Origin of the sequence: Pseudarthrobacter sp. PvP004, from assembly GCF_017876035.1 — a bacterium.
GTDB lineage: Bacteria > Actinomycetota > Actinomycetes > Actinomycetales > Micrococcaceae > Arthrobacter > Arthrobacter aurescens_A.
Genome location: NZ_JAGINL010000002.1, coordinates 61,548 through 85,036, shown reverse-complemented (window position 1 = coordinate 85,036; position 23,489 = coordinate 61,548). Strand labels below are relative to the sequence as shown.

Sequence of the window (23,489 nt, the reverse complement as noted above, 5' to 3'; positions counted from 1 at the left end):
GTGGAAGAACAAGCGATTCCACCGACGCCAGGGAGAGCCCCATGAGCCACGACTTCGTCCTCACCGAGGACGACGCCCCCTCCGGCAACACCCACGCCGAAGACATCCTCGAATTAAGTCTGCTCACCACCGACCAAAACACCGCCGTCGTGGACATCTCCTGGGAGAAAACCCCACAAGACTTCTGACCCCCGGGCAGCAAAGACGCTGCACCCAAAGATTTCCTTTTGCTGAGGGAAAACAGGAAGAGCCGACACCAGTGGTGCCGGCTCTTCCGCTAAATAGAAGGCCATTCGCCTTGGTGGGTGGTTGCCGGCGGCGGACCGCCGTTGCCGCATCAGGACACGCCCGATCAACTGGTGTGCGCGGCCCGACTTCGCCGGATTGCCGGGGTGGGCGTTATTCGTGGGAATCCTGGAAAGGGTGCTCGCAGGGCGAGCACTGAAGGGCGTCCACTTCGTGGCCGACTGTTGGGTGCTGCCGGTCCGTCGCAGAACTCCTGTCCGTCATCACCTGTTCTGTCCACGACGTTTTGGCTGCTGTCCCAAGGGATTTTACGTTCCCGTTCCAGCCCGTCTAGCCCCTCCGTGAACTCCGGGGCCTGCGTGCCGAAATTTCTTTGGCCGGGATCCTCGCTAGCTCGGACCCCGCAAGATTTTTCGGCCCTTGCCCAAGGGTAGACAGGCTTCCACGGGAACAGCTCGCAAGCTTCGCCAGCAGCCAGAACAACGGGGGGAGAGTGGCAAGCTGGTTGGCCACTTCCCGAAGCCCTCTCCTACCGCTTGACAAGACATAGAAGCATCGGGGGAGCGGGGAAGCTGGCCGGTCACCATTGGTCGCCCCACCCACCCAACTTCTCGGACAAGAAGGAGCAACACTATGAACGACGAAAACCGCACTGCACGCGCAGCCCTTACCCGCATGTTCACCCCGGATGACTACGTAGCCCGGCAGCTGGTAGCCCGTCACGGCGCACACCCCGCCTACCGGATGGCCCTCCGTGCCCGGCCCCTGTTCCCCTTCTGGAACCTCACCTCTGAGGAATTGGGCGACGGGCTGGACCGCTGGGCACCGGCACCCCGCGAACTCGACACCCCGATCATCGAGGCCCAGCTCGAAGCTATCGAACGCCTTGGAGGCGGGTTCCTGGTTCCGGGAGATGAGCGCTGGCCCGTTGGTCTGGATGACCTGCCCAACGCTCCGTATGGGCTCTGGTACGTCGGGGACATCGCCCAGGGCATCCCTACCCCGCGCCGCGCAGCTGCGGTGACCGGATCACGTGACTGCACCAGCTACGGCGCTTCTGTGGCGTCGGAGATGGCCCACGGCCTGGCACAGCGTGGGATCTGCGTCATCTCCGGTCTGGCCTACGGCATCGCCGCCCACGCCCACCGCGGCGCGCTCTTGCAGGCGGGACCGCCAAGGGACCGGCGACGATCGCCGTCGCAGCTGGCGGGCTTGACCGGGTATTCCCGGCCGCTAACGCTGACCTCGCGGCCGAGATCAAAGGCAACGGTCTGATCATCTCCGAACAGCCCATGGGAACCGCCCCCACACGGCAGCGAGTCGCTGACCGGAACCGCATCATTGCCGCCCTGGCCGGAGTGACCTGTGTTGTCGAAGCCCGGACGCGCTCAACTGCATTGAACACCGCCCACCACGCCGAAACCCTTGGACGTCAGGTAGCGGCAGTACCGGGCAGTGTGTACAGCGCCAACTCCGCAGGTTGCCACAGAATCCTTCGAGAAAATGGCGCGTTCTTGGTGAGCGATGCCGAAGACGTAGCCGAAGTACTCGCGGACTAATCCAACCGGTGGCCGGGACGAACCTCCCGGCCACCGCCCAACATGTGAAGGAGGCAGGATCATGACGGACTTTTGGGACGCCAACGGCGATTTCGACTATGAAGCCCACCACGAAGCAGGCCAACGCGACAAAGCAGCCGCAACCGCTGGCCGGATCGGGTATCCGGGAATGACGGATGCATTCCGCTACTTCGGCCTGCATGACTGGACGAGTCCTATGTTCACGCTCGAACTTCTGGCGGCCATGGACACGTGGCAAGTCTTGACCGAACGGATCGAGGCCGCTCCGGCTGACCAGGACATCAAGGAGCTGCAGCGACAGGCAGAGGAAACCGCCCGCACAATTCAGACCATGACTGACAGTGCCGCCTAAGCACAGTGGGCCGTTCGCCTGGTGTGGGCGGGCGGTCCGCCGCAGCGGGCTGGCTCTCGTGGGTGGTTGCGGCGACGGACCGCCGTTTCCGCAACAGTGCCGGCGGCGCTGACCTGGTGCGGGCGGCAAGCCCGGGTTGTAATCGGCTTGAGCGGTTCGGCGGGACCAGAAGGCCCCAGCGCCGGGATCGAACTCGAGCCGCCCGTTCTGTCTGTGCCCGCATGTACGTTGGTGCTAGACCCCGAATCCCGTACGGACTGCTTCACAAGGAGAACAGCAAATGTTTACAACAGTCTTTCTGATATGTATAGGTGCCTATCTTGCAGTGGCTTTGATGAGCAGGCAGCACAATGCTGACCTCAAGTTTGGGCGGTCACCAGCCATTCTGGGGCTCGCAGCTGCAACCGGTGCGTTACTTTGCGCGGTAGGAAACATTGTTCACTACCTCACAGCTGGAGGTCTCGGATATGTGCTGGCGTTCCTCTTCGCAGCAGTCGCGTTGATTCTGGCGCGTGTAATCCTTCGGACCTATGAAGCGCTAACCCGCACTAACTAGTTGCGGCTTACCCGATAGTCCAGACAAAATGCGGCGAGGAGAATTCTCCTTGCCGCGTTTCTCATAGCTCCTAGTGTTTGCTTGAGTCAAGCCATGTTGTGTATCTGTGAGAACCAGGATGAATTACATGCTTGCAGGGCTCGCACCCCTTTGGGCGTCCACTCCGTAAGCTCCGTGGCCGGCTGTTGGGTCCAGGGCGCGCCGTCGCAGAGCTCTGGACACCCTGGCCTTTATGTCTACGACGATGCTCCTATAGGCGTCAAATCAATCATTTGCGCCGGTGACGGACCTTCACTCTTCGTGGCAGGCCCGCGCTCTATGGGGGTGGTCTATTGGCAGAGCCGGTCCAGGGTCTCCAGCAGGGCCGATTGTATTTGGTCGCTCCATAGGTCCCGCGTGTTTTCAGCTTCTGGGTCCTCAAGGGGTGATGGAAGGGGCGCGGGCACCATGGTAACTGTTGCCTGATAACGGCCGTCAGCGCTGCTCGTTGCAATGGTGCGGTAGTTCAAGTACCCGCCCCTGCCGCCGTACCTGTGAGCCCCGGTACAGTCCTGCGACCATTTCCACATGCCTAACCCAAAGGAGGGCACACGGCTGGTCTTCTTCATTTCCTCTAGCGAACTGTGCGACACTAACTGGCCCCGGAAAAGTGCTCCAAGGAAACTATTGACGTCCGACATCGTGGACACCACACCATGGGCCGGTGAACCAAGCTGGTCCGGTGTCGGTCCCCCGCCCACACGCTGACCCCTGATCGTGATGTACCCCTGGATCATGTCCGGAGCCCCATGGAGGGGATCATCGACAGTGGTGTGGGACAGCCCCAGCGGCTTGACGATGTCGTCGCGGAGCACTTCAGAATAGGGCTTACCTCGCAGCTTCTCCAGAAGCTGGCCAAGAGCCAGGTAGTTTGAGTCCGAATAGCGGAAATTCCCAACGTACTCCCACGGCAGCGTGCCAGTGATTTCAAGACCCCGCTGCAGGCTCAGCCTCTGTTCTGCCGCGGGAAGGATGTCGTCGACGGTCCTGAACATTGCCTCCTGATACGAGGGCATCCCGGACGTGTGGCCGAGGAGCTGACGAACCGTGATCGGACCCGGGGGCTTCAGCACTGTCGTGAAGCTGTCCAGCATGCCGTTGACAGGGTCATCAAGTCCAATCAGGCCATCCTCGACCAGTTTCATGACCGACACCGCCGTCATTGTTTTGGTGACACTGGCTATAGACACCCTGTCCCCGGGCTGTGCGGGGCGCTTGGAATCCAGGTCGCGGACGCCATAGGCCTTGGACCATTCCCCTTCAGGCCACCGGACCTGGGCAACGACAGCAGTTGCGCCTTTATCGAGGACGGACCGCATGGCGAAGTCAAGTGAGTCAGTGGCCGCCGGCGGAGTAGCTGACGGCGACGGGGACGGGCTGGGACCCGTGCACGCGGGCAGCGCGCCGGCGAGAACCAAGGCGGTTGCCGTGATGATTGTGGGGAAAAAGCGTGTCTTGGACTGCATGGCAACCACCGCGGATCGGCTCGAACAGGAACGGATTGCGAGGACGCCGTCCCGGCCAAGGTTTGCCCGGTGCCAGACTCCCAGCACGATAATCGTAGAATTCGTAGCCGCCCTGGTCGAGGGTAAATACGAACAGGCGGCACGATCGGTCAGGAACCGTGACACGGCAACGAGAAGGTTTCCTCCCCCAATCCATGCCAGGCAGAATATGGCGAGCCATGTGAACTCCTTAAACCGTTCCGTGAGCCTACCGTCAGCTGTCGCTGAGGAGTGGTCAGAGCGGATCCTGTCGAGGCCGCCACCACGGACGCCGGGGCCATGCTTCGCGATGGCACCACCTATGCCCCGGCCTGTCATTTTCAGAAGCTGACGGCACAAACTTCCTTGTGATCTCGGGACTAGTGCACTGGGCTCTTGACCACTAGCTGCTCGATAGTCCCGTGCATTATGGTGCTTTGTTCGGTACTCCTGTTCCCTAAAAGGAGGCAGCATGGATACTGACCCGAGTCGTGTTGCTGCCGATGGGCAACTGATGATGTCGGACGCCGCTTGGGAACAGGCCAGGAATCGTGCCTCGGTTATCGGTGCCTTGGCGGAGCGCCGCAGCCCCAGCGCTGCTGCTGTTGATCAAGCGGCTGCAGAGCTTGGTGTCTCCCGACGCCGGGTCTACGTGTTGCTCGCTCGGTATCGACAAGGTTCGGGTCTCGTAACGGACCTTGCGGTCCGTCATTCCACCGGAGGTAAGGGCCGAAGCCGGCTGCCCGAACCGGTCGAGGAAATCATGCGCGACCTGATTCGCAGGCGGTTCCTGACTCGACAAAGACTGAGCGTTGCGGCGCTCCACCGGGAGATGACTTCTGACATTTGTGCCGCCAGCTTCTGAAAATGACATGTCGTTTTCAGAAGCTGACTGCACTGACATCCCTGCGGTTGCGGGAGTAGTGCAGTCGGGTGTGGACATTCTGGTGTCCAAAGTCCCCTGCACAAAGCGTCATTTTGGTCGGTAGTCGTCTGCGCGAAAGTGCTGAGACCGAAGGACCAAGGTTCACGATGTGCGCTCTCGCTGGCTGGAGGTCAGGCGGTTGGTGCTGCACGTTGAAGGGCTCGGTAGACGGTGGAACGGGCGACGCCGAAGAGTTCCGCGATTTCGGTGGTGGTGTGCACCCCGCCCCGGTACAGGTTCACGAGGTGGGTTTCCTGGGCCTTGGAGAGTTTCGGTTGCTTTCCGCGAAGCCGGCCTTTGGACTTGGCCACCGCCATGCCTTCCCGTGTTCTGGCGCGGATGAGGTCGGCTTCGAACTCGGCCACCATGCCCAAGACGTTGAACAGCAGCTTTCCTACCGGATCGTGGGGATCGTAGATGCTGCCGCCGAGGTTCAAGGCGACACCCTTGCGGGTGAGTTCATCAGCGATGTCCCTGGCGTCCGGCAAAGACCGGGCGAGGCGATCAAGCTTGGTCACCACCAAAGTGTCACCCTTCCGGCACGCCGCGAGGGCTTTCCCCAGCCCGGGACGTTCACGCTGCGTGCCGGTGAACCCGTGATCGACGTAGATCGCATCCGGGTCCACGCCGGCGGCCGCGAGAGCGTCCCGCTGCGCGGTCAGATCCTGGGCGTTGGTCGAAACCCGGGCATATCCGATGAGCATGCCAACGAGTGTAGCGTTTAGGGCACCTTCACCGGGCAGTTTTGCGGGCGGGTCATACGGGAATCTGGAAGTCCCGGAACTCCGGGAATTTCGACACATGCAAAATTCCGCGATTCCGCGGCCGGTGAAGGACCGGCTTACGGGCAGATAGGTGGGACGTCCGTGCCTCTGCTGATCGGGGACAATATCTCCATGTCGCAAAATGCTGAGATGCACCGAGAGATGCCGTGGCCGTTTCCGGATGACCGCTTTCCCGAAGGTCTAGGTGCCGTGGTCATGAAGTCGGTCCTTTCTGGTGAACGACCTGTTCTTCAAGTTCTTTACGACCTTGACAACGGGTGGGGCTTTGCCGATGGAGTGGATGACCCAAACACCCCTGATGGAGCAGTTGCTGCACACATCACTCACCTCACACGGCTTGACCCGACGCTTGCTGAAATGGCGAAGCTGCCTCCTGGAACGCTGGCTGACCGTTTGGAAGTCGGCGGAGAGTGGCACATTCGAAGCTTCGCGTGGGAAGAGGAATAGGGGGCAGAGTCCGGGTTCACCAGGAAGATAGCCTCTAGGTGAATGACTCAAGATCGAGGAGACGGTATGGGCGAGTTCGAGCACATCAGCATCAAGCTCAGCGGGGACGAAGCTTTAGTGCTCTTCGACTGGCTGGCTCGGTTCAACAAGAACAACAACACTGATCTCACTGACCAGGCCGAGCAACGCGTCCTGTGGGACATCGAAAGCTCTCTGGAATCAGCATTGGTTCAAGTGTTCTCAGAGGATTACACATCGTTGCTGGACGAGGCGCGGAGCCGTCTTCAATACCCCGCCCCTTAACGGCTACTCGCCAGCGGTCCGGTGACTGGCCAAAGAGCGGGCAGGCTGGTAAACGATGATGCCCGTGGAGGGATCGGCATACGGTCCTAGCAGTTTGTCTCTATATCAGGACGGATAGGGTGGGACTGGCCAGTGCACTCCAACAAGAGGACGCTCATGCCCAGCGCAGTTACCCTCGTTCGTTCGAACACCCTCAGCGCCACCGCACAGTATGCATATGGGGCCACCGTTCCCGCCAGCGCACGCCTCATTTTTCTAGCCGGATCATGCCCTCTGAATAAGGACGGTACGACCGCAGGCATCGGGGACTACGCGGCACAGGCCGCAAAGGCGATTGAGAACATGTGCATTGCCCTGGAAGCCGCCGGTGCCGGCATTAGAGATGTTATCTCCACCCGCATTCTGGTGGCATCGACCGAACGGGCCGACCTGGTCACGGCTTGGGACGTGGTTCGGGAAGCCTTCGGCGAGCACGACGTGCCCAGCACGCTGATGGGAGTCACGGTGCTCGGCTACGAAGACCAGTTGGTGGAGATCGAAGCAACCGCTGCAATTATTGACTGAACGAGAGCCGGGACTGCAACGGCCCAACGCCCGGTAAGGATCCCGTTCGGGCGGTCTACCGCCTCTCACTTTTCTGACTACGCAGAGTGTTGATCGCCCTAACGAAGATGTAAATCGAACCGCCCAGAAGTAGGGCGTACGCTACCGTTCGCCAAGAAGCGCCGTTGTCAGTTATATCGGTTCCCGCCAGCACCAACCACAGCATGATCCCCAACCCGGCGTAGACGGCCGAAAAGCGGGGTGCTTCCATTCTTTTCACGTTGACCACCAAATGCCTTGTAATGGCTATATCAATTTGCCCAGTCGGTTTTGGTTCAAAGCCTATTCCTGGGAGTCAAGGAGCAGGCGGCGCGCCTCAGGCTCTCTGCATTGTTGGGCTGCATCGCGCGGCCCGGTAAAGGATCCTCTATCGGACAAGTTCTCAGTGCAGACGACTGCTGACATTCAGTGCAGTCAGCTTCTGAAAATGACATGACACCCGCCATGGCCCGCCGTGGAAATCACCAAAAATCTACCCAAATAGGGCCAAAAATCCCTAGAATACGCGGAAAAACCTTAGTTATTCAGGTGAATAAACGGTAGAATATAAGTATCAAGTCAAGCAGACGAACCACACCACAACTGATACGAAACCGAGGACTGAAAATGACTACTTCCACCACCGAAACCGCCGCCCGGGACTTCTCCTTCGCAGAATTCTTCCTCAGTCTCGCCGCCGTAGCGCAGATCGCGGTAGCCGCTCTCGTCATCCCCACCGTCGCCATTACCGTCACCGCCGCTCTGGCAGGTGCCGCCGGCTTCGTGATCTTCCTGGGGCGGAAGTAATGACCACCGCATACACCGCATACACGGTCTACACCAAGCCCGACTGCCCGAACTGCGACCGCACCAAGGAGCACTTCGACTCCAAAGGCATCACCTACACGCCCGTGGACATCACCGAAGTACCCGCCGCTTTGGAGTACATCTCCGCCGAGCTTGGCTACTCCCAGGCGCCCGTTGTCGTGAACAACTCCGATGACCAGGACCACTGGTCCGGCCTGCGCCAAGACAAGCTCGTCCAAGCAGCCATGACCCACAAGGCAGCGTGAGGACCATGACCACCCCGCACCCGGTGGACGGGTTCACGATCAGCCCACGGATCCCGCTGGACGTGGACCTGTTCCGACAGACCAACCCCAGCGGCACGATCCACCCCGACCCGATAGAACCCGAAGAAGTTATCGACCTGTACGACGGCTTCTACGCCGTCCCCTACAAGGGAGGGGATGACCGGTACCTTGAAGCGATCAGCCGCGCCCCTCTTGGTCCCGGCGGTCTCTGGGATCAACACACCGCGGACCAGTACCAGCCCAACGACCTCACCCACGACCAACCGGGTGGGACCGAACCTCAGAACGAAACCAGCACAGACACCGAGAACACCACCAGCACACGAGGAAAAGGAACCATCATGGCCGTCGAAACCACCATCACAGTCATCGGAAACCTGACATCGGACCCAGAGCTGCGTTTCACGCCCAGCGGGTCGGCGGTAGCGAACTTCACCATCGCTTCAACACCCAGGACCTTCGATCGTCAGTCCAACGAGTGGAAGGACGGGGAGACGCTTTTCCTCCGGGCCAGTGTGTGGCGGGAGGCAGCCGAGAACGTCGCTGAGTCCCTTACCAAGGGCACGCGTGTCATCGTCTCGGGCCGGCTGAAGTCCCGGTCCTACGAGACCAAGGAAGGCGAGAAGCGCACCGTGATCGAACTCGAGGTAGACGAGATCGGCCCGTCCCTGCGGTACGCAAGCGCGAAGGTCAACCGCACCCAGCGCAACAACAACCAGGGCACAGGAACCGGGGGGGTCGGCAGCCAGGGCAATACCGGCCAGCCCGCCCAGCAGGACGACCCATGGGCGGCGAACCAGCCGGCCAACGCTGGGTCCTGGGGCAACGGTCCCGACTCTGAACCACCGTTCTAACCCGCGCCGTGCAGGGTCGGTCGAGAGGCCGGCCCTGCACGTTAGCGCTATCGGAAAGCTGTGAAGGACGATGACCAGCCATGACTAGGCCCAGGGGTAGGGAAAAGGGCTCCTACTTCACCGAGGACGACCTGAAGCAGATCCGCGCCGCCGTCGCAGCCGTTGGCCAGCAAGAGGGTTACGTCTCCATCGCTGACTTCGTTGAAGCAGCTGCCCGCAGGGAGCTGCGACGGCTCCAACGCAAATACAACGACGGACGGAAATGGCCAGGTGTCGACCTGGCGAGCTTCGCCCAGGCCGACGAACCCGCGCCGAAACCGCAGCAAAGGAGGATCGCCGATGAGCAACCAACGCCGAATCAAGACCATGGCTTTAGCAGCTGGCATTCTCCTGCTTCTTACCGGCTGCACGTCCGAAGGCGGACCGCAGGCCGTCCCCGCCGGCGGCCGGGCACCGCTGCAGGAAGTACCCTGTGACGCGACCGGCACAGCGGCACGGCCGCCGGAACTCCGGTCCCTGCCAGCGGTCCGTACACCGTGGAGAGTGTTGTCGATGGGGACACGATCCGGATCAGCTGCAACGGCACCAGCAGCCGCGTCAGGCTCGTTGGCATCAACGCACCGGAAAGCGTCAAAGACAATGCACCGGTGGAGTGCGGCGGACCGGAAGCGTCCACCTACCTGCACTCACTCCTGGACGGACAACAAGTGTTCCTCTCGGCCGATCCCGGACAGGGTGTGCGGGACAGGTACGACCGGTTACTGGCGTATGTCTGGATCGCCGATGGCACTCTGGCCAACCGGGCGATCCTTGACCACGGCCACGCCGAAGCTACCGGCTATGGCAAGTCCTTCGCCTACAGCGGCGACTTCACCGCGGCCGCTGATCAAGCCAAGGACAGCAAGGCGGGCCGATGGAGTTGCTGAACCCACCGACCACCCAACACCGAATCGTTAGGGGAACACCATGGTCGTCGTTCTGATCTTCTTCGCAGCGTTCGCCGCCGTCGCCTTGGGCGGCTGGATCATCTACGCACTCACGCACCCGGTAGCCGCCGGCCAAGGCATTCTCATCTTCCTCTGCAAGGCCGCCGGCGTGATTGCGTTGATCACCGCCGTGGTGGCCTGGCTCGGCCAGAGCCTGCTCCAGGTAGTGCCACCGGCCCTGTTCATGGTCGCTTTCTTCTTCGCCGCGAACCGGCTCGAACGCCGCTGGCGTCGCTGGTAATCCGGTCATGCCCACGACGCCTGACGAGGCCCGCTTCTGGTCCAAGGTCATCAAAGGACCACGTGAAAATGACTGCTGGCTCTGGACCGGTGCGGTCGGTGATGACGGCTACGGGCGGTACTGGATCAAGACGCCGACAGGTCAACAGGCTGTCCGGCCTCAACGCTTCGCATACCTGCTGTTGACTGGCGAGCAGCTGGACCCCGACACCAAGCTGATGCATTCCTGTGATATCCCACTCTGTGTCCGTGCCACCGGTGGAATGGACAGCCACCTGTTCCCTGGCACGCAAGCGGAGAACCTTATTGACCGTTCACAAAAGAGACGCCACGCCAACGCCCATTCGTGGCGATGGCGTGGCGTCGGCCGCGCAAACTTCACCGCTCAATCGCGGCAGCTCCGTGATGCACTCAAAGAGCACGGATGGGACGAATCAGTGATCCGCCCCCTCATGTCCGGACACGACCCCGACGCTCCCACTCTCTTCTGACTCCGGGGCTCCGGCCGCCTCATTATCGGTGCCGGTCTTGGTCTTCTTCGGTGTGGCCACGTCGATGCTGCGGACGTAAGAGACGCTGACGTCCAGCAGCTCTGCAATGCCCTGGCGGGTCTCGCCGGTGGCGAGCATCTTGCGAACAGTTTCCTTCGCATCATCAATCGCCGCGGCCGCGTTCCTCTTCGCCGCGGCGATCAGTTCTGCTGCCTGCCGTTCGGCCTCTTCAACCCCGGCTTCGGCCATCATCGTTGCGGCGTGGTAGTCGGTGGCCAGCGACTGAAGCGTCGCTTCGCGTTCGCGCCGTTTCGCGGCCAACTCCTCGGTCTTCCGGCGTGCCTGAACGATCATCGTGTTGCGTGTCTTTCCAGCCATCACGGCCCCCTTTGGTGTGGTCGGTTTTCTGTCTCCGGTCCCCATTCTTACAGAAGGCCCACGGCGAACCGGAAACCTAACGGTTAGAAGCCCACGCGTGTTCAGTCCGGAAGAGCCGGCGAGGGCGTCGCGGCCGGTTTGCGGGCGCTGGCAGGGGTTAGACACAACTTGCCCTGGGCAGGCTTGGAGCCTCATGTGTTCATCGAGCTGTGCATAACCCCTGCCAGCGAGTATCAACAATCAAAGCTGCCGCTTTTCATATGGATACTCGCATCAGAATGATGGACTCAATCCGACGTTTTTCGAACCGATACTCGCTAGCTCGCATCACGCTCAAAACGCCGAATTCAGTCACACCTCTTGCATTTCGAATAAACGAGGCCGATTCCTCTAGAATCGGGTCATGATGTCGCTGCACGTTCTCAGTGCTGGCACCGGTTACCTGTACTACACACAGGAGACCGCCAGCGGTGATGAACTGCGCGCAGGCGACCGCCACCTGGGCGACTACTACACCGCCCAAGGCTTGCCCCCGGGGCAGTGGCTTGGACGCGGAGCTGAAACAATGGGTGTGTCCGGGCACGTCACCGAAGCCCACATGGCGAACCTCTTCGGACAGGGCCGGCACCCCGAATACGAGGCCATCCTCGCCGCGAAACTTGCCGACGGACTGCCAGCCAAAAAGGCCGAGAAAGCCGCCCAAGCAGAGGCGAAACTAGGCCGCCGTTACTACGACTACGCCCCCAAGGACAACGCCCTGGCCAAGGCTATCCGCGTCCGCGAGAGCGACTTCGAACGCATGCAGGGCCGCAAACCCACCGCTGCCGAACGGCACCGGATACGGGCCACCGCAGCGGCTGTGATGTTCCGTGAAGGGCACGGACGACCGCCCGCGTCCAAGGAAGAACTGGGCAAGTACATCACCGCGCAGCTGCGACCCCAGCAGAACGCAGTAGCCGGGTACGACCTGACCTTTACCCCGGTCAAAAGCATCTCCGTGCTGTGGGCCCTCGGCGATGCCGACACCCGCCGTCTCGTCGAAGAAGCCCACCAAGCCGCGCTGAAGCAGTCCGTGGAGTATCTGGAAACCCACGCCCTGGCCACCCGCTTGGGCACCAACGGCATCGCCCAAACCTCCGTCAAAGGCGGACTCACGGCCACGGCTTTCCGTCACCACGATTCCCGCCTGGGCGACCCGAACCTGCACACCCACCTTGTGGTATCCAACAAGGTCCAGGACCTGCAAGGGAACTGGAAGACCATCGACGGCAAGCTCCTGCACCGCTCAGCCGTGGCCGTCTCGGAGCACTACAACACCCGGATCCAGGCCTACCTCGAAGAGCACGGGGTTCAGTTCGAAGCCCGCACCGTCCACGGATCCAAGCAGCCCGTCATGGAAGTAGCCTCCGTCCCCCGGGAACTGAACACCCTGTTCTCGAAGCGCAGCGCAGGCATCCGTTCTAGCCTGACCGAACTACGTCAGGCGTACGAAGAGCAGCACGGCCACAGCCCCGACCAAGCCGCCCTGATCAAACTCGCACAAGCCGCAACATTGGACACGAGGCCCGACAAAGAGAAACCCAAGACCCTCGCCGAACAGGCCAAAGCATGGCGGCAGGAAGCCGGAACCCTCTACACGGAACAGGACCTGAAACGGATCACCGGTACCCGTGCCCGGACAGTCCGCCCCGCTGAGACCGGGATCGACATTGACGCCGTCGCGCGTCAGGTTGTCACCGCTGTTTCGGACAAGCGCTCCACCTGGACAGCGCAGAATGTCATGGCCGAAGCCAACCGTTGGGCACGCGAATACGCCGTCGAACACGTCCCGGTCCCGGCAGGCACCGTGGAGCAGGTGGTTTCCCACAGCCTCGGCACCGTATCCGTGCGCATCACCCCGGACCAGGTTCACGGCCGGTTCGAAGCACTCACCCGGAACGCCGGAACAGCTGACTTCAACCACCGCACCGATACCCGGTACACCTCCACGAAGATCCTCGAAGACGAGAACCTGCTGCTGCGCGCCGGGAAGAAAGACGTCATCCCGGCAGCCTCCATGCAGGACTTCAACGCCGCCGTGGACGCCTACAACCTCGCCGTAGCCACCGGGGAAAAATCCCACCCGCTGGACGCCGGCCAGATCGAACTGGCCCGAGAATTCGCCACCTCATCGAAGCTCCTGGCTGTCGGCATCGGTGCCGCCGGTACCGGCAAATCCAGTTCCATGGGCTTGGTCCGGGCCGCCATCACGCACGCGGGAGGCAGGGTCATCGGCCTCGCACCATCAGCCGTGGCCGCAGCGAACCTGGGCGAACAACTCGGCATCACTGCTGCGACAACAGACAAGTTCCTGCTCAGCCCCAACGAGGCTTTCAAGGTCACACCGGGCACCCTCGTAATCGTCGATGAAGCCGGTATGCAGGGCACCGGCAAACTCGCCGACGTCGTCAGGGCAGTCGAGGCCGGCGGCGGACTTGTCCGCCTCATCGGCGATGACCGGCAGCTCTCCGCCGTCCAAGCCGGTGGCGCGCTGCGGCTGCTGATCAACGAGGTCGGCGCGACCGAGCTGGAGACCATTCACCGGTTCCACAGCCCCGAAGAAGCAGAAGCCTCCCTGCTCCTTCGCACCCCCACCGAGCACGAAGCTGACCCTTTCGCCTGGTACAAAGACAACGGACGCGTTCAGGCCGGAAGCATCGAAACCGTTGAAGGCCTGGCATTCGGTTTGTGGCAGAGCCGCCTGAACCAGGGCGATGCCGCGGTGATGATGGCACCGACCAACGAAAGCTCACAACGGCTCTCCGAACGCGCCCAGGCCTACCGGATCGAAACCGGAGAAGTCTCCGGCGCCGGGGCATCCGTGCAGCTGCGCGACGGATCCCACGCCTGGGCCGGGGACCACATCGTGACACGCCTGAACGACTCCCAGCTCAAGGTCAAGCGAGGCCGGGACGTCGTGAAGAACGGCGACCTCTGGACCGTCGAACAAGCCCACGAGGACGGGTCCCTGTCGGTGGCCCACCTCGAGCACGGCGGGACGATCCGGCTCCCCGCCGAGTACGTTCCAGAGCACGTCCACCTCGGCTACGCCCTGACTACCCACCGCGCCCAGGGCATGACCAAAGACGCCGGTATCCCGATCCTTGACGCCTCCACCACGCGGGAGAACGCCTACGTCGCCGCCACGCGTGGCCGGGATGAGAACGTGTTGTTCGTCGCCGTCGAGGAAGGCCAGGACAGGGACAGTGTTCTGGCCGCGATCGCCGGGAACCACAGCCAGGACTCCTCGGCGCACGAGGCCATGGCCACCGAATACGAACGCATCAACTCGCCCCTGACTCTGGCCGATCAGTACCGCTACGTTACCGAAGAAGCCAACACCCTGCGCATGGCCGCCATGGCACGGCAGATTCTTGGACCGGACGCTGAGAAGTTCATCAACGCCGAATCCTGGGGAGCTGTGGCCACGCACCTGGCCAAGGCCGAACAGGGCGGCTGGGACACTGCCGGGTTGCTGCGCACGGCAGCCGGTGAACGCGAATTCGAGACCGCCGATGACCTCTCCGCCGTGCTCGCCTGGCGCGTGGAGAAGATCATGGACAAAGCTCCCGAACTGATTGCCCAAGCAGGGGAACGCCCCCTGCAGGGACTAACCGACGAGCAACTGGCGAGCGTCCGTGCTGAAGCCGAAGCTGGTGCCCGGGCCGCGCGTGAAGCAGCCGCAGCCCCCGGGTCGAAACCAGCTGAGCACTGGACCAACCGCCGGCACGGCAACCTCACGGACGCCGAACTTGAACGCCGGATCTTCACGACCCGGTTCACCGCGCGTGAAACCTCGTCCATCAACGACCCCGCGGTTGCCCGGCGTGCCCACCAGCAGCTGCGCGCGCTCCAGGAAGAACACCGGATCCGCAACCAGCAGCTCAAAGAATCACAGCGCATAGCCGAAACCACCGAACGCGCCGCCCGCACCGTCTACGGGCAGAACCCCGCCGCCGGCGCCAACATCCAGCGCGCATGGGGACACGAAACCATCGCCGCCCGCGCCCGGGCTGAGGAACGCCTCCGCACCCTCACGCCACGCCCCGTCACAGCTGTTCAGGCACCGGACAGGCTGCTGGAATGGCTCGCCCCGGCCCGCGCGGCGTCAAGCCCTTACCTGCCCCAGCCCTGGAAGGAAGAACTCGCAGCCCGACGCGAAGTCCTCGCCGCAAGGTTCGACGAACGCGGCCACCTCCTGGCGGCCACCCCACCGGAATGGGCACAGAAACTCGGGCCCGTCCCGGCACGCCCCGACGCCGCCCAGCAATGGCGCGACACAGCGGCCAGCATCGAAATGTTCCGCGCCCGCTACAACGTTCCCGAAATGGAGGCCACACCAGTTCCAGAGCGGCTCAGAAACGAAGAGATCGGCCAGCAACTCCACGACCAGGCAGTGACCATCTCCAAGCGCTCACATGCCCTGCCCGAACACACCACCGAACAAGACAGGACCCTGAATGCTCTACGTGCCGTAGATCGAAGCAAGGAAACTCATGCCCCCGAGTCGCCCGCGCAACTCGCCACCGACGCGGACCGGGAAGCCAACGCCCAGGAGCCGACGGCCATCACACCCGCCCAGACGGAAAAACCCCGCCTCCGCAGCCGCCTGGAGAAGATCACAGCCGAACGAAACGCCACACGGCTCGCGGCCCAGCAGCAGGCACAGCCGCAAACCGAGCAAACGGCCGAACAGAAAGAAGCTGCCAAGCAGCAAGCCGAACGCGCAGCAGCCCAGGCCCGCCAAAACCACCAAGACCAGGACCACGAGCTCTAGCCGCCGGCTCTGCATAAGCTGTGTGCTAGGTCTCCAACCGGTAGCCGAACCAGAGGTGCAGGGCAGCCATTACCTCGACTACGTGGCATAACGTCCGCTATTGGGGCGACATTGTGTGGCGATACATTCCACACATGCGGGCGCTGAATTAGCGGAATGAAGTTTTGATGGTCATTGGCAGAATTTTGCCCAAGGAGACATCCCCAGCCTGCATAGCAACTCCCTTGGTGGTTCCACGCCGAAGCCTATTCCGGTCCAGTCTATGTACATGGGGGTGTCGTCCACCCGAAAGGCACCTGAGGGGTTACAGGCTAAGCCATGAGTTGCGCCAGCTTCCGCCCTAGCAGGAGATAGTCGGTCGGACCGTAGGAGGTATGCACTGCGAAATCGATGCCAGGAGGAATGAGAGTGAACGCGCACACTGGATCTTGATGATCACAGATACTGATCGTTGGCCCAGAAAAAGACCCAGGGTATCCGCCCAATGACATCTTCACAGCTTCCAGATCCGACAGTTCTGGATACATCTTCTTGACAACCCCGTTCATCCAGTCATGCATACCAACTGTAACGTTGCCGATTTTCAAGTTCACGACTCCCGTTGCGTCAGTAGTGGCAGTTCCAAAGTGATGCATGAAATCAGATGACTTTCTCAGCGGGTCTGCTAGTAGCGACACGCCCTTTACATGTTGAAGCCTCGGTGATTGTGCGGCCGCCATGTAGTTGACTGCAGCATGGATGACCCAGGCGCCTTGCGAATAACCGGCCAAGACAATCTTTTGGTCTGGGCATCGTTCGGCTGCCTGCTCGATTTCCCAGATCAGCGACAGGGAACCCTGCCAGGCGCCGGGGACGTATTGGGCGATTCCTTGCAGCGATTTTTCTTCGACAATGGGCACGGGAAAGGCTGGATAGTCCAGTCCCAGCGTGGCGATTTTGTCGGCTCCTACTTCCTCGGAGAATTGCTTCTGAATAGCACGCACTTGTGAACCCAGGAGATCTGTATTATTCGCCTCCCCTCTTTGCCCTGAACCCATGACACCGATAAATAGGTATTGCTTGCAAACGTTGGCCGCCTGGGCTGCCGGTAGTGTCGTGGGCTTCGGCGGCAGAACGACTCCTACCCAGGGGTAAACGCTGACCGCTGAGCCACCCATCGAGGGGTTTCCGTTTTCAGGGCCCGGACCGCGTCCGCCACCCCATTCAACGTTCGTGGCATCAAAGGGATCACGCGACTCCACGCCGGTGGCGCAATTAGCGACAGCGCCATGGAAGTGACCTCTCACGTCGTTGCCCGTAGTCAGACAGGTGACGGCCGATTCGAGCCGAACATGGTCCAACTCCAGTAGGGGCGGCGGCGGGTTTCCGTTGCTATAGTCTGGCTGACCGGTAACTGACTGCGAGGCGTACTTTACTACCAAGTGCTGTGCTTTGAGGGCCCCGGTAACTGTCAGGCCGGACCAGTCGTTGATGGCGGGTTTGGTTGCGCCGGCGTCACCGTTGGTGTCACCTCCTGCGGTGTCGTCCTGGAAGGAGGTGAAGGTCACCGGGGCGGCGGCGGTGCCGTTGACCACCAAGGAGCCATCAACGGACAGGCTGCTGGTGTAGTGGAATTTCACCACGGTGCCGGGCTGAATAGTCAACGTCACACCGTCTGTGATTCGCAGCGATGAGTAGGTCCATGAGGAAACCAGGTAGGGGAGCCCGGTGGTGGGCATTGTCCAGTTCTCGATGAGTTTGCCGGCAATTTGGATTGCGTTGATTTTGTTGCCTGAGCCGGTGTTGCCTGTCAGGTTTGAGGGACGCAATCGAACGTCGCGGATGAAGTACGGCCCGGCACTAGCGCCGGTGACGGTGTTGTCCTTGATTTGGACGGGAACGGTTTCTTCTTCGTCGTTTTCTGATCGGATGCTGATGCTTCCTGACCGGGTCAAGGTATTGCCGTTGATGACCATGGACCGCAAGCGGTGTTCATAGCCCGAACGGCGGTTCACCTCGATGCCGATGCCGCAGTCCGTGAACATGGACTTCAAGATGCTGACCTTCTGGGGGCCATTCCCATTTAGAACGGATGCCGCATACCGCATGGACAATCCGGTCACGCTCACCGAACCTGTGTCAGATGCCGTCAGGCCGGACCAGTCGTTGATGGCGGGTTTGGTTGCGCCGGCGTCACCGTTGGTGTCACCTCCTGCGGTGTCGTCCTGGAAGGAGGTGAAGGTCACCGGGGCGGCGGCGGTGCCGTTGACCACCAAGGAGCCATCAACGGACAGGCTGCTGGTGTAGTGGAATTTCACCACGGTGCCGGGCTGAATAGTCAACGTCACACCGTCTGTGATTCGCAGCGATGAGTAGGTCCATGAGGAAACCAGGTAGGGGAGCCCGGTGGTGGGCATTGTCCAGTTCTCGATGAGTTTGCCGGCAATTTGGATTGCGTTGATTTTGTTGCCTGAGCCGGTGTTGCCTGTCAGGTTTGAGGGACGCAATCGAACGTCGCGGATGAAGTACGGCCCGGCACTAGCGCCGGTGACGGTGTTGTCCTTGATTTGGACGGGAACGGTTTCTTCTTCGTCGTTTTCTGATCGGATGCTGATGCTTCCTGACCGGGTCAAGGTATTGCCGTTGATGACCATGGACCGCAAGCGGTGTTCATAGCCCGAACGGCGGTTCACCTCGATGCCGATGCCGCAGTCCGTGAACATGGACTTCAAGATGCTGACCTTCTGGGGGCCATTCCCATTTAGAACGGATGCCGCATACCGCATGGACAATCCGGTCACGCTCACCGAACCTGTGTCAGATGCCGTCAGGCCGGACCAGTCGTTGATGGCGGGTTTGGTTGCGCCGGCGTCACCGTTGGTGTCACCTCCTGCGGTGTCGTCCTGGAAGGAGGTGAAGGTCACCGGGGCGGCGGCGGTGCCGTTGACCACCAAGGAGCCATCAACGGACAGGCTGCTGGTGTAGTGGAATTTCACCACGGTGCCGGGCTGAATAGTCAACGTCACACCGTCTGTGATTCGCAGCGATGAGTAGGTCCATGAGGAAACCAGGTAGGGGAGCCCGGTGGTGGGCATTGTCCAGTTCTCGATGAGTTTGCCGGCAATTTGGATTGCGTTGATTTTGTTGCCTGAGCCGGTGTTGCCTGTCAGGTTTGAGGGACGCAATCGAACGTCGCGGATGAAGTACGGCCCGGCACTAGCGCCGGTGACGGTGTTGTCCTTGATTTGGACGGGAACGGTTTCTTCTTCGTCGTTTTCTGATCGGATGCTGATGCTTCCTGACCGGGTCAAGGTATTGCCGTTGATGACCATGGACCGCAAGCGGTGTTCATAGCCCGAACGGCGGTTCACCTCGATGCCGATGCCGCAGTCCGTGAACATGGACTTCAAGATGCTGACCTTCTGGGGGCCATTCCCATTTAGAACGGATGCCGCATACCGCATGGACAATCCGGTCACGCTCACCGAACCTGTGTCAGATGCCGTCAGGCCGGACCAGTCGTTGATGGCGGGTTTGGTTGCGCCGGCGTCACCGTTGGTGTCACCTCCTGCGGTGTCGTCCTGGAAGGAGGTGAAGGTCACCGGGGCGGCGGCGGTGCCGTTGACCACCAAGGAGCCATCAACGGACAGGCTGCTGGTGTAGTGGAATTTCACCACGGTGCCGGGCTGAATAGTCAACGTCACACCGTCTGTGATTCGCAGCGATGAGTAGGTCCATGAGGAAACCAGGTAGGGGAGCCCGGTGGTGGGCATTGTCCAGTTCTCGATGAGTTTGCCGGCAATTTGGATTGCGTTGATTTTGTTGCCTGAGCCGGTGTTGCCTGTCAGGTTTGAGGGACGCAATCGAACGTCGCGGATGAAGTACGGCCCGGCACTAGCGCCGGTGACGGTGTTGTCCTTGATTTGGACGGGAACGGTTTCTTCTTCGTCGTTTTCTGATCGGATGCTGATGCTTCCTGACCGGGTCAAGGTATTGCCGTTGATGACCATGGACCGCAAGCGGTGTTCATAGCCCGAACGGCGGTTCACCTCGATGCCGATGCCGCAGTCCGTGAACATGGACTTCAAGATGCTGACCTTCTGGGGGCCATTCCCATTTAGAACGGATGCCGCATACCGCATGGACAATCCGGTCACGCTCACCGAACCTGTGTCAGATGCCGTCAGGCCGGACCAGTCGTTGATGGCGGGTTTGGTTGCGCCGGCGTCACCGTTGGTGTCACCTCCTGCGGTGTCGTCCTGGAAGGAGGTGAAGGTCACCGGGGCGGCGGCGGTGCCGTTGACCACCAAGGAGCCATCAACGGACAGGCTGCTGGTGTAGTGGAATTTCACCACGGTGCCGGGCTGAATAGTCAACGTCACACCTGGGGAAACCTTTCGCATCCCTTTGACGAGCACGACTTCTGGGCAGCTTGCCCCCCAGACTGTATCTTGTGAAATATCGGCAACCACCTGGCGGGGCACGGAGCAGTTGTCGGGGGCGGCGATGGTGGTGACGGTTGCTTTGGCGGGTGCGGCGTACTTGCCTTGGATGTCTTTGGCGAACACGGAGTAGGAGTATGTGGTCGAGGCGGTCAGGCCGGTGTTCGTGTAGGTGGTGGTAGTACCTGGCAGTTCGGTGACGAGCGTGCCATCCGTGATGCCGGCCGGTGCTGTGTTTCCGGCGGTTCGGCGGATCATGACCCCGGCGTGCCCGGCTGAAGAGGGGTTCGTCCAGGAAAGGACGGCGGCCGTGGGACCGGAGGCTACGGCGGTAACACCCGGCACCGGCGGAACGACAACGGGGGCGGCGATGGTGGTGACGGTTGCTTTGGCGGGTGCGGCGTACTTGCCTTGGGTGTCTTTGGCGAACACGGAGTAGGAGTATGTGGTCGAGGCGGTCAGGCCGGTGTTCGTGTAGGTGGTGGTAGTACCTGGCAGTTCGGTGACGAGCGTGCCATCCGTGATGCCGGCCGGTGCTGTGTTTCCGGCGGTTCGGCGGATCATGACCCCGGCGTGCCCGGCTGAAGAGGGGTTCGTCCAGGAAAGGACGGCGGCCGTGGGACCGGAGGCTACGGCGGTAACACCCGACACCGGCGGGACCGGAGCCGAACCCAAGGACCCGTTGAACCGATACATGAAGGCTGCCATGGCATCTCGATTGACCGTCGTCAGCGCCCTATACGACCTGGATCCATTCGCTTCTGTCCATCCGGTGCTGATCCCCATGGATGCCAGCCAGGCCATCTCTTTGTAGAACTGTTGTGTTGTAGTCACGTCGCCGAAGGGGGATGTCGCAGGCGCCGTGAAGGTTGGGCTTCCTGCTAAGCGGAATAGAAACGCTGCCATCGCGTCTCGGCTGACTGGCAGAAAAGAGCGGTACGTCTTGGAGCCGTTACTTTCTGTCCATCCCGTGCTGATCCCCATGGATGCCAGCCAGGCCATCTCCTTATAAAACTGCTGTGTAGTGGAGACGTCGGAAAAGGGCGAGCTGGAGGGAGGTGTGAACTCCGGGCTACCTTTCAACCGGTACATGAAAGCGGCCATCGCATCGCGATTTACCGGTTGCACTGGCCGATAGGTTCGCGTGCCATCCGCCTCTACCCAACCAGAGCTGATACCGCGCTCTGCAAGCCACTGAATTTCGCTGTGAAATTGGCTTTCTGCCGGCACATCCGCGAATGAAAAGTTCGATACGAACGGCTCGATGGGAGAGCTTTGAACCGCCGCTGTCCAGGCTGCTTGGCTGGACAATGCCTGCACAGGTAGAGCTGTTGTAAGAACCAAGAGTGTCACGGTCAAGAAGCCCGCAAACGCCACAGCTATCCGCCTAAATTTACATAACAAAACCACAGTGGTTTCCTCCCCCAGGGAGACCATTTACAGGCCTCCACCATGCACGCTATTGCGGATAACCACAGTGTAGGTACTAATTCAAGTCAAGAGAACTTTGTGGTGTAACATTTCGCACGGAGCCGACCTAGTTCTTTCACCTACGGAAGAAGGGGAGCACCGTGACGGCGAGTCGAGCTGTTTTAACGTGGTTTTATGGGTGCGGCTAACAGAGTCATCCTCGCACGGACGGAAGCAAGCTAAGGAGGTTTCCATTGTCGAGGAGACCGGCCGCAAATTTCATATGCGTTGTTATCGGCGTTCGGCCTACTCGGCAGCCGAGGCTTCCTCTTCTGCGGTGACGGTGAGATTTGAACTTTCCCAGAAGCACCGGCGGCAAAACAAAATCGTTGATCTGACGCGCTTTTTGGGTATCTGGGGATGATTGAGAATGTCTGCTGATAGCAATGAAATGCGCTCAAACGTGCTCACCTGGCATGGCCTCGCGGGGCTTATGGATGTTGCGCAGACGGAAGCTCGTGACCGTCGGGGCAGGTGCCCTGCCAGTCGTCGATCATCACTTCTCCGTTCGCGTTCTTTTCCCAGATGTGGCCCCAAGTAATCGTGCGTACACCTCCACACCGATTGCATTGTTGGTCCGCCCGTATCTCTGATTTCATGCCTGTACCGTAGCTTCAGGACGGGTACTTGTCACCGTCGGCGGCTCGCTGAAACCCGTGTATTAGGGATGCAGCGGGTTCGTTTCCGGCTTAAACCAAGGTTGAAATCCGCTGAGACTGATTCAGCGGGTTTCGGACCAGTAATTGCAAGGTGGCAGAGTGAACCCGTGTAACCCATATCACGGGACGAGCGTCAGACGAGTAACGCTTTCGTGGTTGAAGGCGAAGTAGCCTTCAAGGGTGGCCTGCGGCGTGGTGATGAATGTTGTCCCATCATCGTCGATGTCGAGATCAGGACCAGGGCCGAAGGACGCGAGTACGAAGTTGGTGGCGGCGCGGCCATTTGGCCGTCGGTCATGCAGCCGCAGCCGCAACAGCACACTCGCGGCGGTCCACGGCGCGAGCCTTCTTGCCCTCCGCGCCTGACTCTGCGTGGGTGCAATTCCCGTGAAACGTGGGTGCCGGTTCCTTTTTGGCGGCAGGCTTGGCTGGTGCTTTCTTGGGTGCCTTGCTGGTGCCGTTCGCTTCTGCCCCAAGCTCGGCGACGGCAGGTGCTTGGACATCCTTTGCAATCGATACAGCGGCTGCAGCTTCGTTAGCAAGTTCCTCGGACGGCACCTGGACCACTTCACCGGAGAGCTTGACGGGGGCCGCGGTGGTGGCCTTCCGGTCGGCGGGTGTGCGGCGTGCGGTCATGTTGTTCAGTCCTTAGTTTGTCGTTTCGTCGTTATGGTGGATGGACGAGATGACCAGTAAGAGACTCTTTCGCAGCAGTCCGAAGGAGGAAACGTGACCCGGAATGCCGGGAGGAAGGTTTTGCGAACCGTAGGCTAAGGTGCAG

At 61.0% G+C, this 23,489-nt stretch carries 21 protein-coding genes and 1 pseudogene; 17 read left to right on the top strand and 5 right to left on the bottom strand.

Annotation, left to right across the window (positions count from 1 at the left end):
• The first annotated feature begins 41 nt into the window (after positions 1-41).
• From J3A64_RS23105 to J3A64_RS23090, 5 genes are all read left to right on the top strand, one after another.
• Complete coding sequence (locus tag J3A64_RS23105; protein WP_210066415.1) at positions 42-188, top strand: hypothetical protein; 147 nt, start codon at positions 42-44, stop codon at positions 186-188.
• A 691-nt stretch (positions 189-879) separates the two neighbouring features.
• On the top strand, positions 880-1,521 hold the full coding sequence (locus J3A64_RS24025) for a DNA-processing protein DprA (RefSeq protein WP_307807236.1): 642 nt from the start codon (positions 880-882) through the stop codon (positions 1,519-1,521).
• The gene (locus J3A64_RS23890; protein ID WP_307807244.1) at positions 1,437-1,805 is read left to right on the top strand and encodes a DNA-processing protein DprA; all 369 of its coding nucleotides are present in this window, start codon (positions 1,437-1,439) and stop codon (positions 1,803-1,805) included. The genes J3A64_RS24025 and J3A64_RS23890 overlap by 85 nt, the downstream gene beginning before the upstream one ends.
• 61 nt (positions 1,806-1,866) lie before the next feature.
• On the top strand, positions 1,867-2,178 hold the full coding sequence (locus J3A64_RS23095) for a hypothetical protein (protein ID WP_210066413.1): 312 nt from the start codon (positions 1,867-1,869) through the stop codon (positions 2,176-2,178).
• Positions 2,179-2,512: 334 nt separating this feature from the next.
• Complete coding sequence (locus J3A64_RS23090) at positions 2,513-2,734, top strand: hypothetical protein (RefSeq protein ID WP_210066412.1); 222 nt, start codon at positions 2,513-2,515, stop codon at positions 2,732-2,734.
• 329 nt (positions 2,735-3,063) lie between these two features.
• Here J3A64_RS23090 and J3A64_RS23085 read toward each other — a convergent pair whose 3' ends face one another.
• Positions 3,064-4,239 (bottom strand): serine hydrolase, encoded by a 1,176-nt coding sequence (locus J3A64_RS23085; RefSeq protein ID WP_210066410.1) that lies wholly within the window; start codon positions 4,237-4,239, stop codon positions 3,064-3,066.
• A 490-nt stretch (positions 4,240-4,729) separates the two neighbouring features.
• Between J3A64_RS23085 and J3A64_RS23080 the strand changes: the two genes are divergently transcribed.
• Positions 4,730-5,122, top strand: coding sequence for a helix-turn-helix domain-containing protein (locus J3A64_RS23080; RefSeq protein WP_286363960.1), 393 nt, complete (start codon positions 4,730-4,732; stop codon positions 5,120-5,122).
• A 191-nt stretch (positions 5,123-5,313) separates the two neighbouring features.
• Here J3A64_RS23080 and J3A64_RS23075 read toward each other — a convergent pair whose 3' ends face one another.
• Entirely contained in the window at positions 5,314-5,886 is a 573-nt protein-coding gene (locus J3A64_RS23075) for a recombinase family protein (protein ID WP_210066408.1), read from the bottom strand.
• Between the two features lie 162 nt (positions 5,887-6,048).
• Here J3A64_RS23075 and J3A64_RS23070 point away from each other — a divergent pair, with 162 nt between their 5' ends.
• The 10 genes from J3A64_RS23070 to J3A64_RS23025 all read left to right on the top strand — a co-directional run bounded on the left by J3A64_RS23070 (position 6,049) and on the right by J3A64_RS23025 (position 10,964).
• Positions 6,049-6,414 carry a hypothetical protein gene (locus J3A64_RS23070; protein WP_210066405.1) on the top strand — a complete coding sequence of 122 codons (366 nt, stop codon included), beginning with the start codon at positions 6,049-6,051 and terminating at the stop codon, positions 6,412-6,414.
• Between the two features lie 42 nt (positions 6,415-6,456).
• Positions 6,457-6,717, top strand: a complete 261-nt coding sequence (locus J3A64_RS23065; protein WP_210066404.1) for a hypothetical protein — start codon at positions 6,457-6,459, stop codon at positions 6,715-6,717.
• A gap of 156 nt (positions 6,718-6,873) precedes the next feature.
• A complete protein-coding gene (locus tag J3A64_RS23060; protein WP_210066402.1) occupies positions 6,874-7,281 on the top strand; it encodes a RidA family protein in 408 nt (135 codons plus the stop codon).
• A gap of 645 nt (positions 7,282-7,926) precedes the next feature.
• On the top strand, positions 7,927-8,106 hold the full coding sequence (locus J3A64_RS23055; RefSeq protein WP_210066400.1) for a hypothetical protein: 180 nt from the start codon (positions 7,927-7,929) through the stop codon (positions 8,104-8,106).
• Positions 8,106-8,372: a glutaredoxin family protein gene (locus J3A64_RS23050; protein WP_210066398.1), complete on the top strand. Its 267-nt coding sequence runs from the start codon at positions 8,106-8,108 to the stop codon at positions 8,370-8,372. The genes J3A64_RS23055 and J3A64_RS23050 overlap by 1 nt, the downstream gene beginning before the upstream one ends.
• Before the next feature lie 5 nt (positions 8,373-8,377).
• The gene (locus tag J3A64_RS23045) at positions 8,378-9,247 is read left to right on the top strand and encodes a single-stranded DNA-binding protein (RefSeq protein ID WP_210066395.1); all 870 of its coding nucleotides are present in this window, start codon (positions 8,378-8,380) and stop codon (positions 9,245-9,247) included.
• 80 nt (positions 9,248-9,327) lie between these two features.
• A complete protein-coding gene (locus J3A64_RS23040; protein WP_374100568.1) occupies positions 9,328-9,723 on the top strand; it encodes a hypothetical protein in 396 nt (131 codons plus the stop codon).
• Positions 9,724-9,783: 60 nt separating this feature from the next.
• Positions 9,784-10,173, top strand: a complete 390-nt coding sequence (locus J3A64_RS23885; RefSeq protein WP_307807235.1) for a thermonuclease family protein — start codon at positions 9,784-9,786, stop codon at positions 10,171-10,173.
• A 40-nt stretch (positions 10,174-10,213) separates the two neighbouring features.
• Positions 10,214-10,474 (top strand): chemotaxis protein, encoded by a 261-nt coding sequence (locus J3A64_RS23030; RefSeq protein ID WP_210066394.1) that lies wholly within the window; start codon positions 10,214-10,216, stop codon positions 10,472-10,474.
• A gap of 7 nt (positions 10,475-10,481) precedes the next feature.
• On the top strand, positions 10,482-10,964 hold the full coding sequence (locus tag J3A64_RS23025) for a hypothetical protein (RefSeq protein WP_210066392.1): 483 nt from the start codon (positions 10,482-10,484) through the stop codon (positions 10,962-10,964).
• On the opposite strand, the gene J3A64_RS23020 is transcribed toward J3A64_RS23025, so the two are convergent.
• On the bottom strand, positions 10,908-11,342 hold the full coding sequence (locus tag J3A64_RS23020; protein WP_210066390.1) for a hypothetical protein: 435 nt from the start codon (positions 11,340-11,342) through the stop codon (positions 10,908-10,910). The genes J3A64_RS23025 and J3A64_RS23020 overlap by 57 nt on opposite strands.
• A gap of 403 nt (positions 11,343-11,745) precedes the next feature.
• On the opposite strand from J3A64_RS23020, the gene mobF reads away from it, so the two are divergent.
• Positions 11,746-16,158 carry a MobF family relaxase gene (gene mobF, locus J3A64_RS23015; protein ID WP_210066389.1) on the top strand — a complete coding sequence of 1,471 codons (4,413 nt, stop codon included), beginning with the start codon at positions 11,746-11,748 and terminating at the stop codon, positions 16,156-16,158.
• A 311-nt stretch (positions 16,159-16,469) separates the two neighbouring features.
• Here mobF and J3A64_RS23010 read toward each other — a convergent pair.
• Both J3A64_RS23010 and J3A64_RS23005 read right to left on the bottom strand, forming a co-directional pair.
• Positions 16,470-21,821 (bottom strand): annotated as a pseudogene (locus J3A64_RS23010) (cutinase family protein); the annotation flags it as partial.
• 1,181 nt (positions 21,822-23,002) lie between these two features.
• Complete coding sequence (locus J3A64_RS23005; protein WP_210066384.1) at positions 23,003-23,344, bottom strand: hypothetical protein; 342 nt, start codon at positions 23,342-23,344, stop codon at positions 23,003-23,005.
• Positions 23,345-23,489: the final 145 nt, after the last annotated feature.

Coding starts and splice junctions, on each gene's coding strand:
- J3A64_RS23105 (WP_210066415.1), top strand. CDS start 42: ATGAGCCACGACTTCGTCCTCACCGAGGACGACGCCCCCTCCGGCAAC.
- J3A64_RS24025 (WP_307807236.1), top strand. CDS start 880: ATGAACGACGAAAACCGCACTGCACGCGCAGCCCTTACCCGCATGTTC.
- J3A64_RS23095 (WP_210066413.1), top strand. CDS start 1,867: ATGACGGACTTTTGGGACGCCAACGGCGATTTCGACTATGAAGCCCAC.
- J3A64_RS23090 (WP_210066412.1), top strand. CDS start 2,513: ATGAGCAGGCAGCACAATGCTGACCTCAAGTTTGGGCGGTCACCAGCC.
- J3A64_RS23085 (WP_210066410.1), bottom strand. CDS start 4,239: ATGCAGTCCAAGACACGCTTTTTCCCCACAATCATCACGGCAACCGCC.
- J3A64_RS23080 (WP_286363960.1), top strand. CDS start 4,730: ATGGATACTGACCCGAGTCGTGTTGCTGCCGATGGGCAACTGATGATG.
- J3A64_RS23075 (WP_210066408.1), bottom strand. CDS start 5,886: ATGCTCATCGGATATGCCCGGGTTTCGACCAACGCCCAGGATCTGACC.
- J3A64_RS23065 (WP_210066404.1), top strand. CDS start 6,457: ATGACTCAAGATCGAGGAGACGGTATGGGCGAGTTCGAGCACATCAGC.
- J3A64_RS23060 (WP_210066402.1), top strand. CDS start 6,874: ATGCCCAGCGCAGTTACCCTCGTTCGTTCGAACACCCTCAGCGCCACC.
- J3A64_RS23055 (WP_210066400.1), top strand. CDS start 7,927: ATGACTACTTCCACCACCGAAACCGCCGCCCGGGACTTCTCCTTCGCA.
- J3A64_RS23050 (WP_210066398.1), top strand. CDS start 8,106: ATGACCACCGCATACACCGCATACACGGTCTACACCAAGCCCGACTGC.
- J3A64_RS23045 (WP_210066395.1), top strand. CDS start 8,378: ATGACCACCCCGCACCCGGTGGACGGGTTCACGATCAGCCCACGGATC.
- J3A64_RS23040 (WP_374100568.1), top strand. CDS start 9,328: ATGACTAGGCCCAGGGGTAGGGAAAAGGGCTCCTACTTCACCGAGGAC.
- J3A64_RS23030 (WP_210066394.1), top strand. CDS start 10,214: ATGGTCGTCGTTCTGATCTTCTTCGCAGCGTTCGCCGCCGTCGCCTTG.
- J3A64_RS23025 (WP_210066392.1), top strand. CDS start 10,482: ATGCCCACGACGCCTGACGAGGCCCGCTTCTGGTCCAAGGTCATCAAA.
- J3A64_RS23020 (WP_210066390.1), bottom strand. CDS start 11,342: ATGGCTGGAAAGACACGCAACACGATGATCGTTCAGGCACGCCGGAAG.
- mobF (WP_210066389.1), top strand. CDS start 11,746: ATGATGTCGCTGCACGTTCTCAGTGCTGGCACCGGTTACCTGTACTAC.
- J3A64_RS23005 (WP_210066384.1), bottom strand. CDS start 23,344: ATGACCGCACGCCGCACACCCGCCGACCGGAAGGCCACCACCGCGGCC.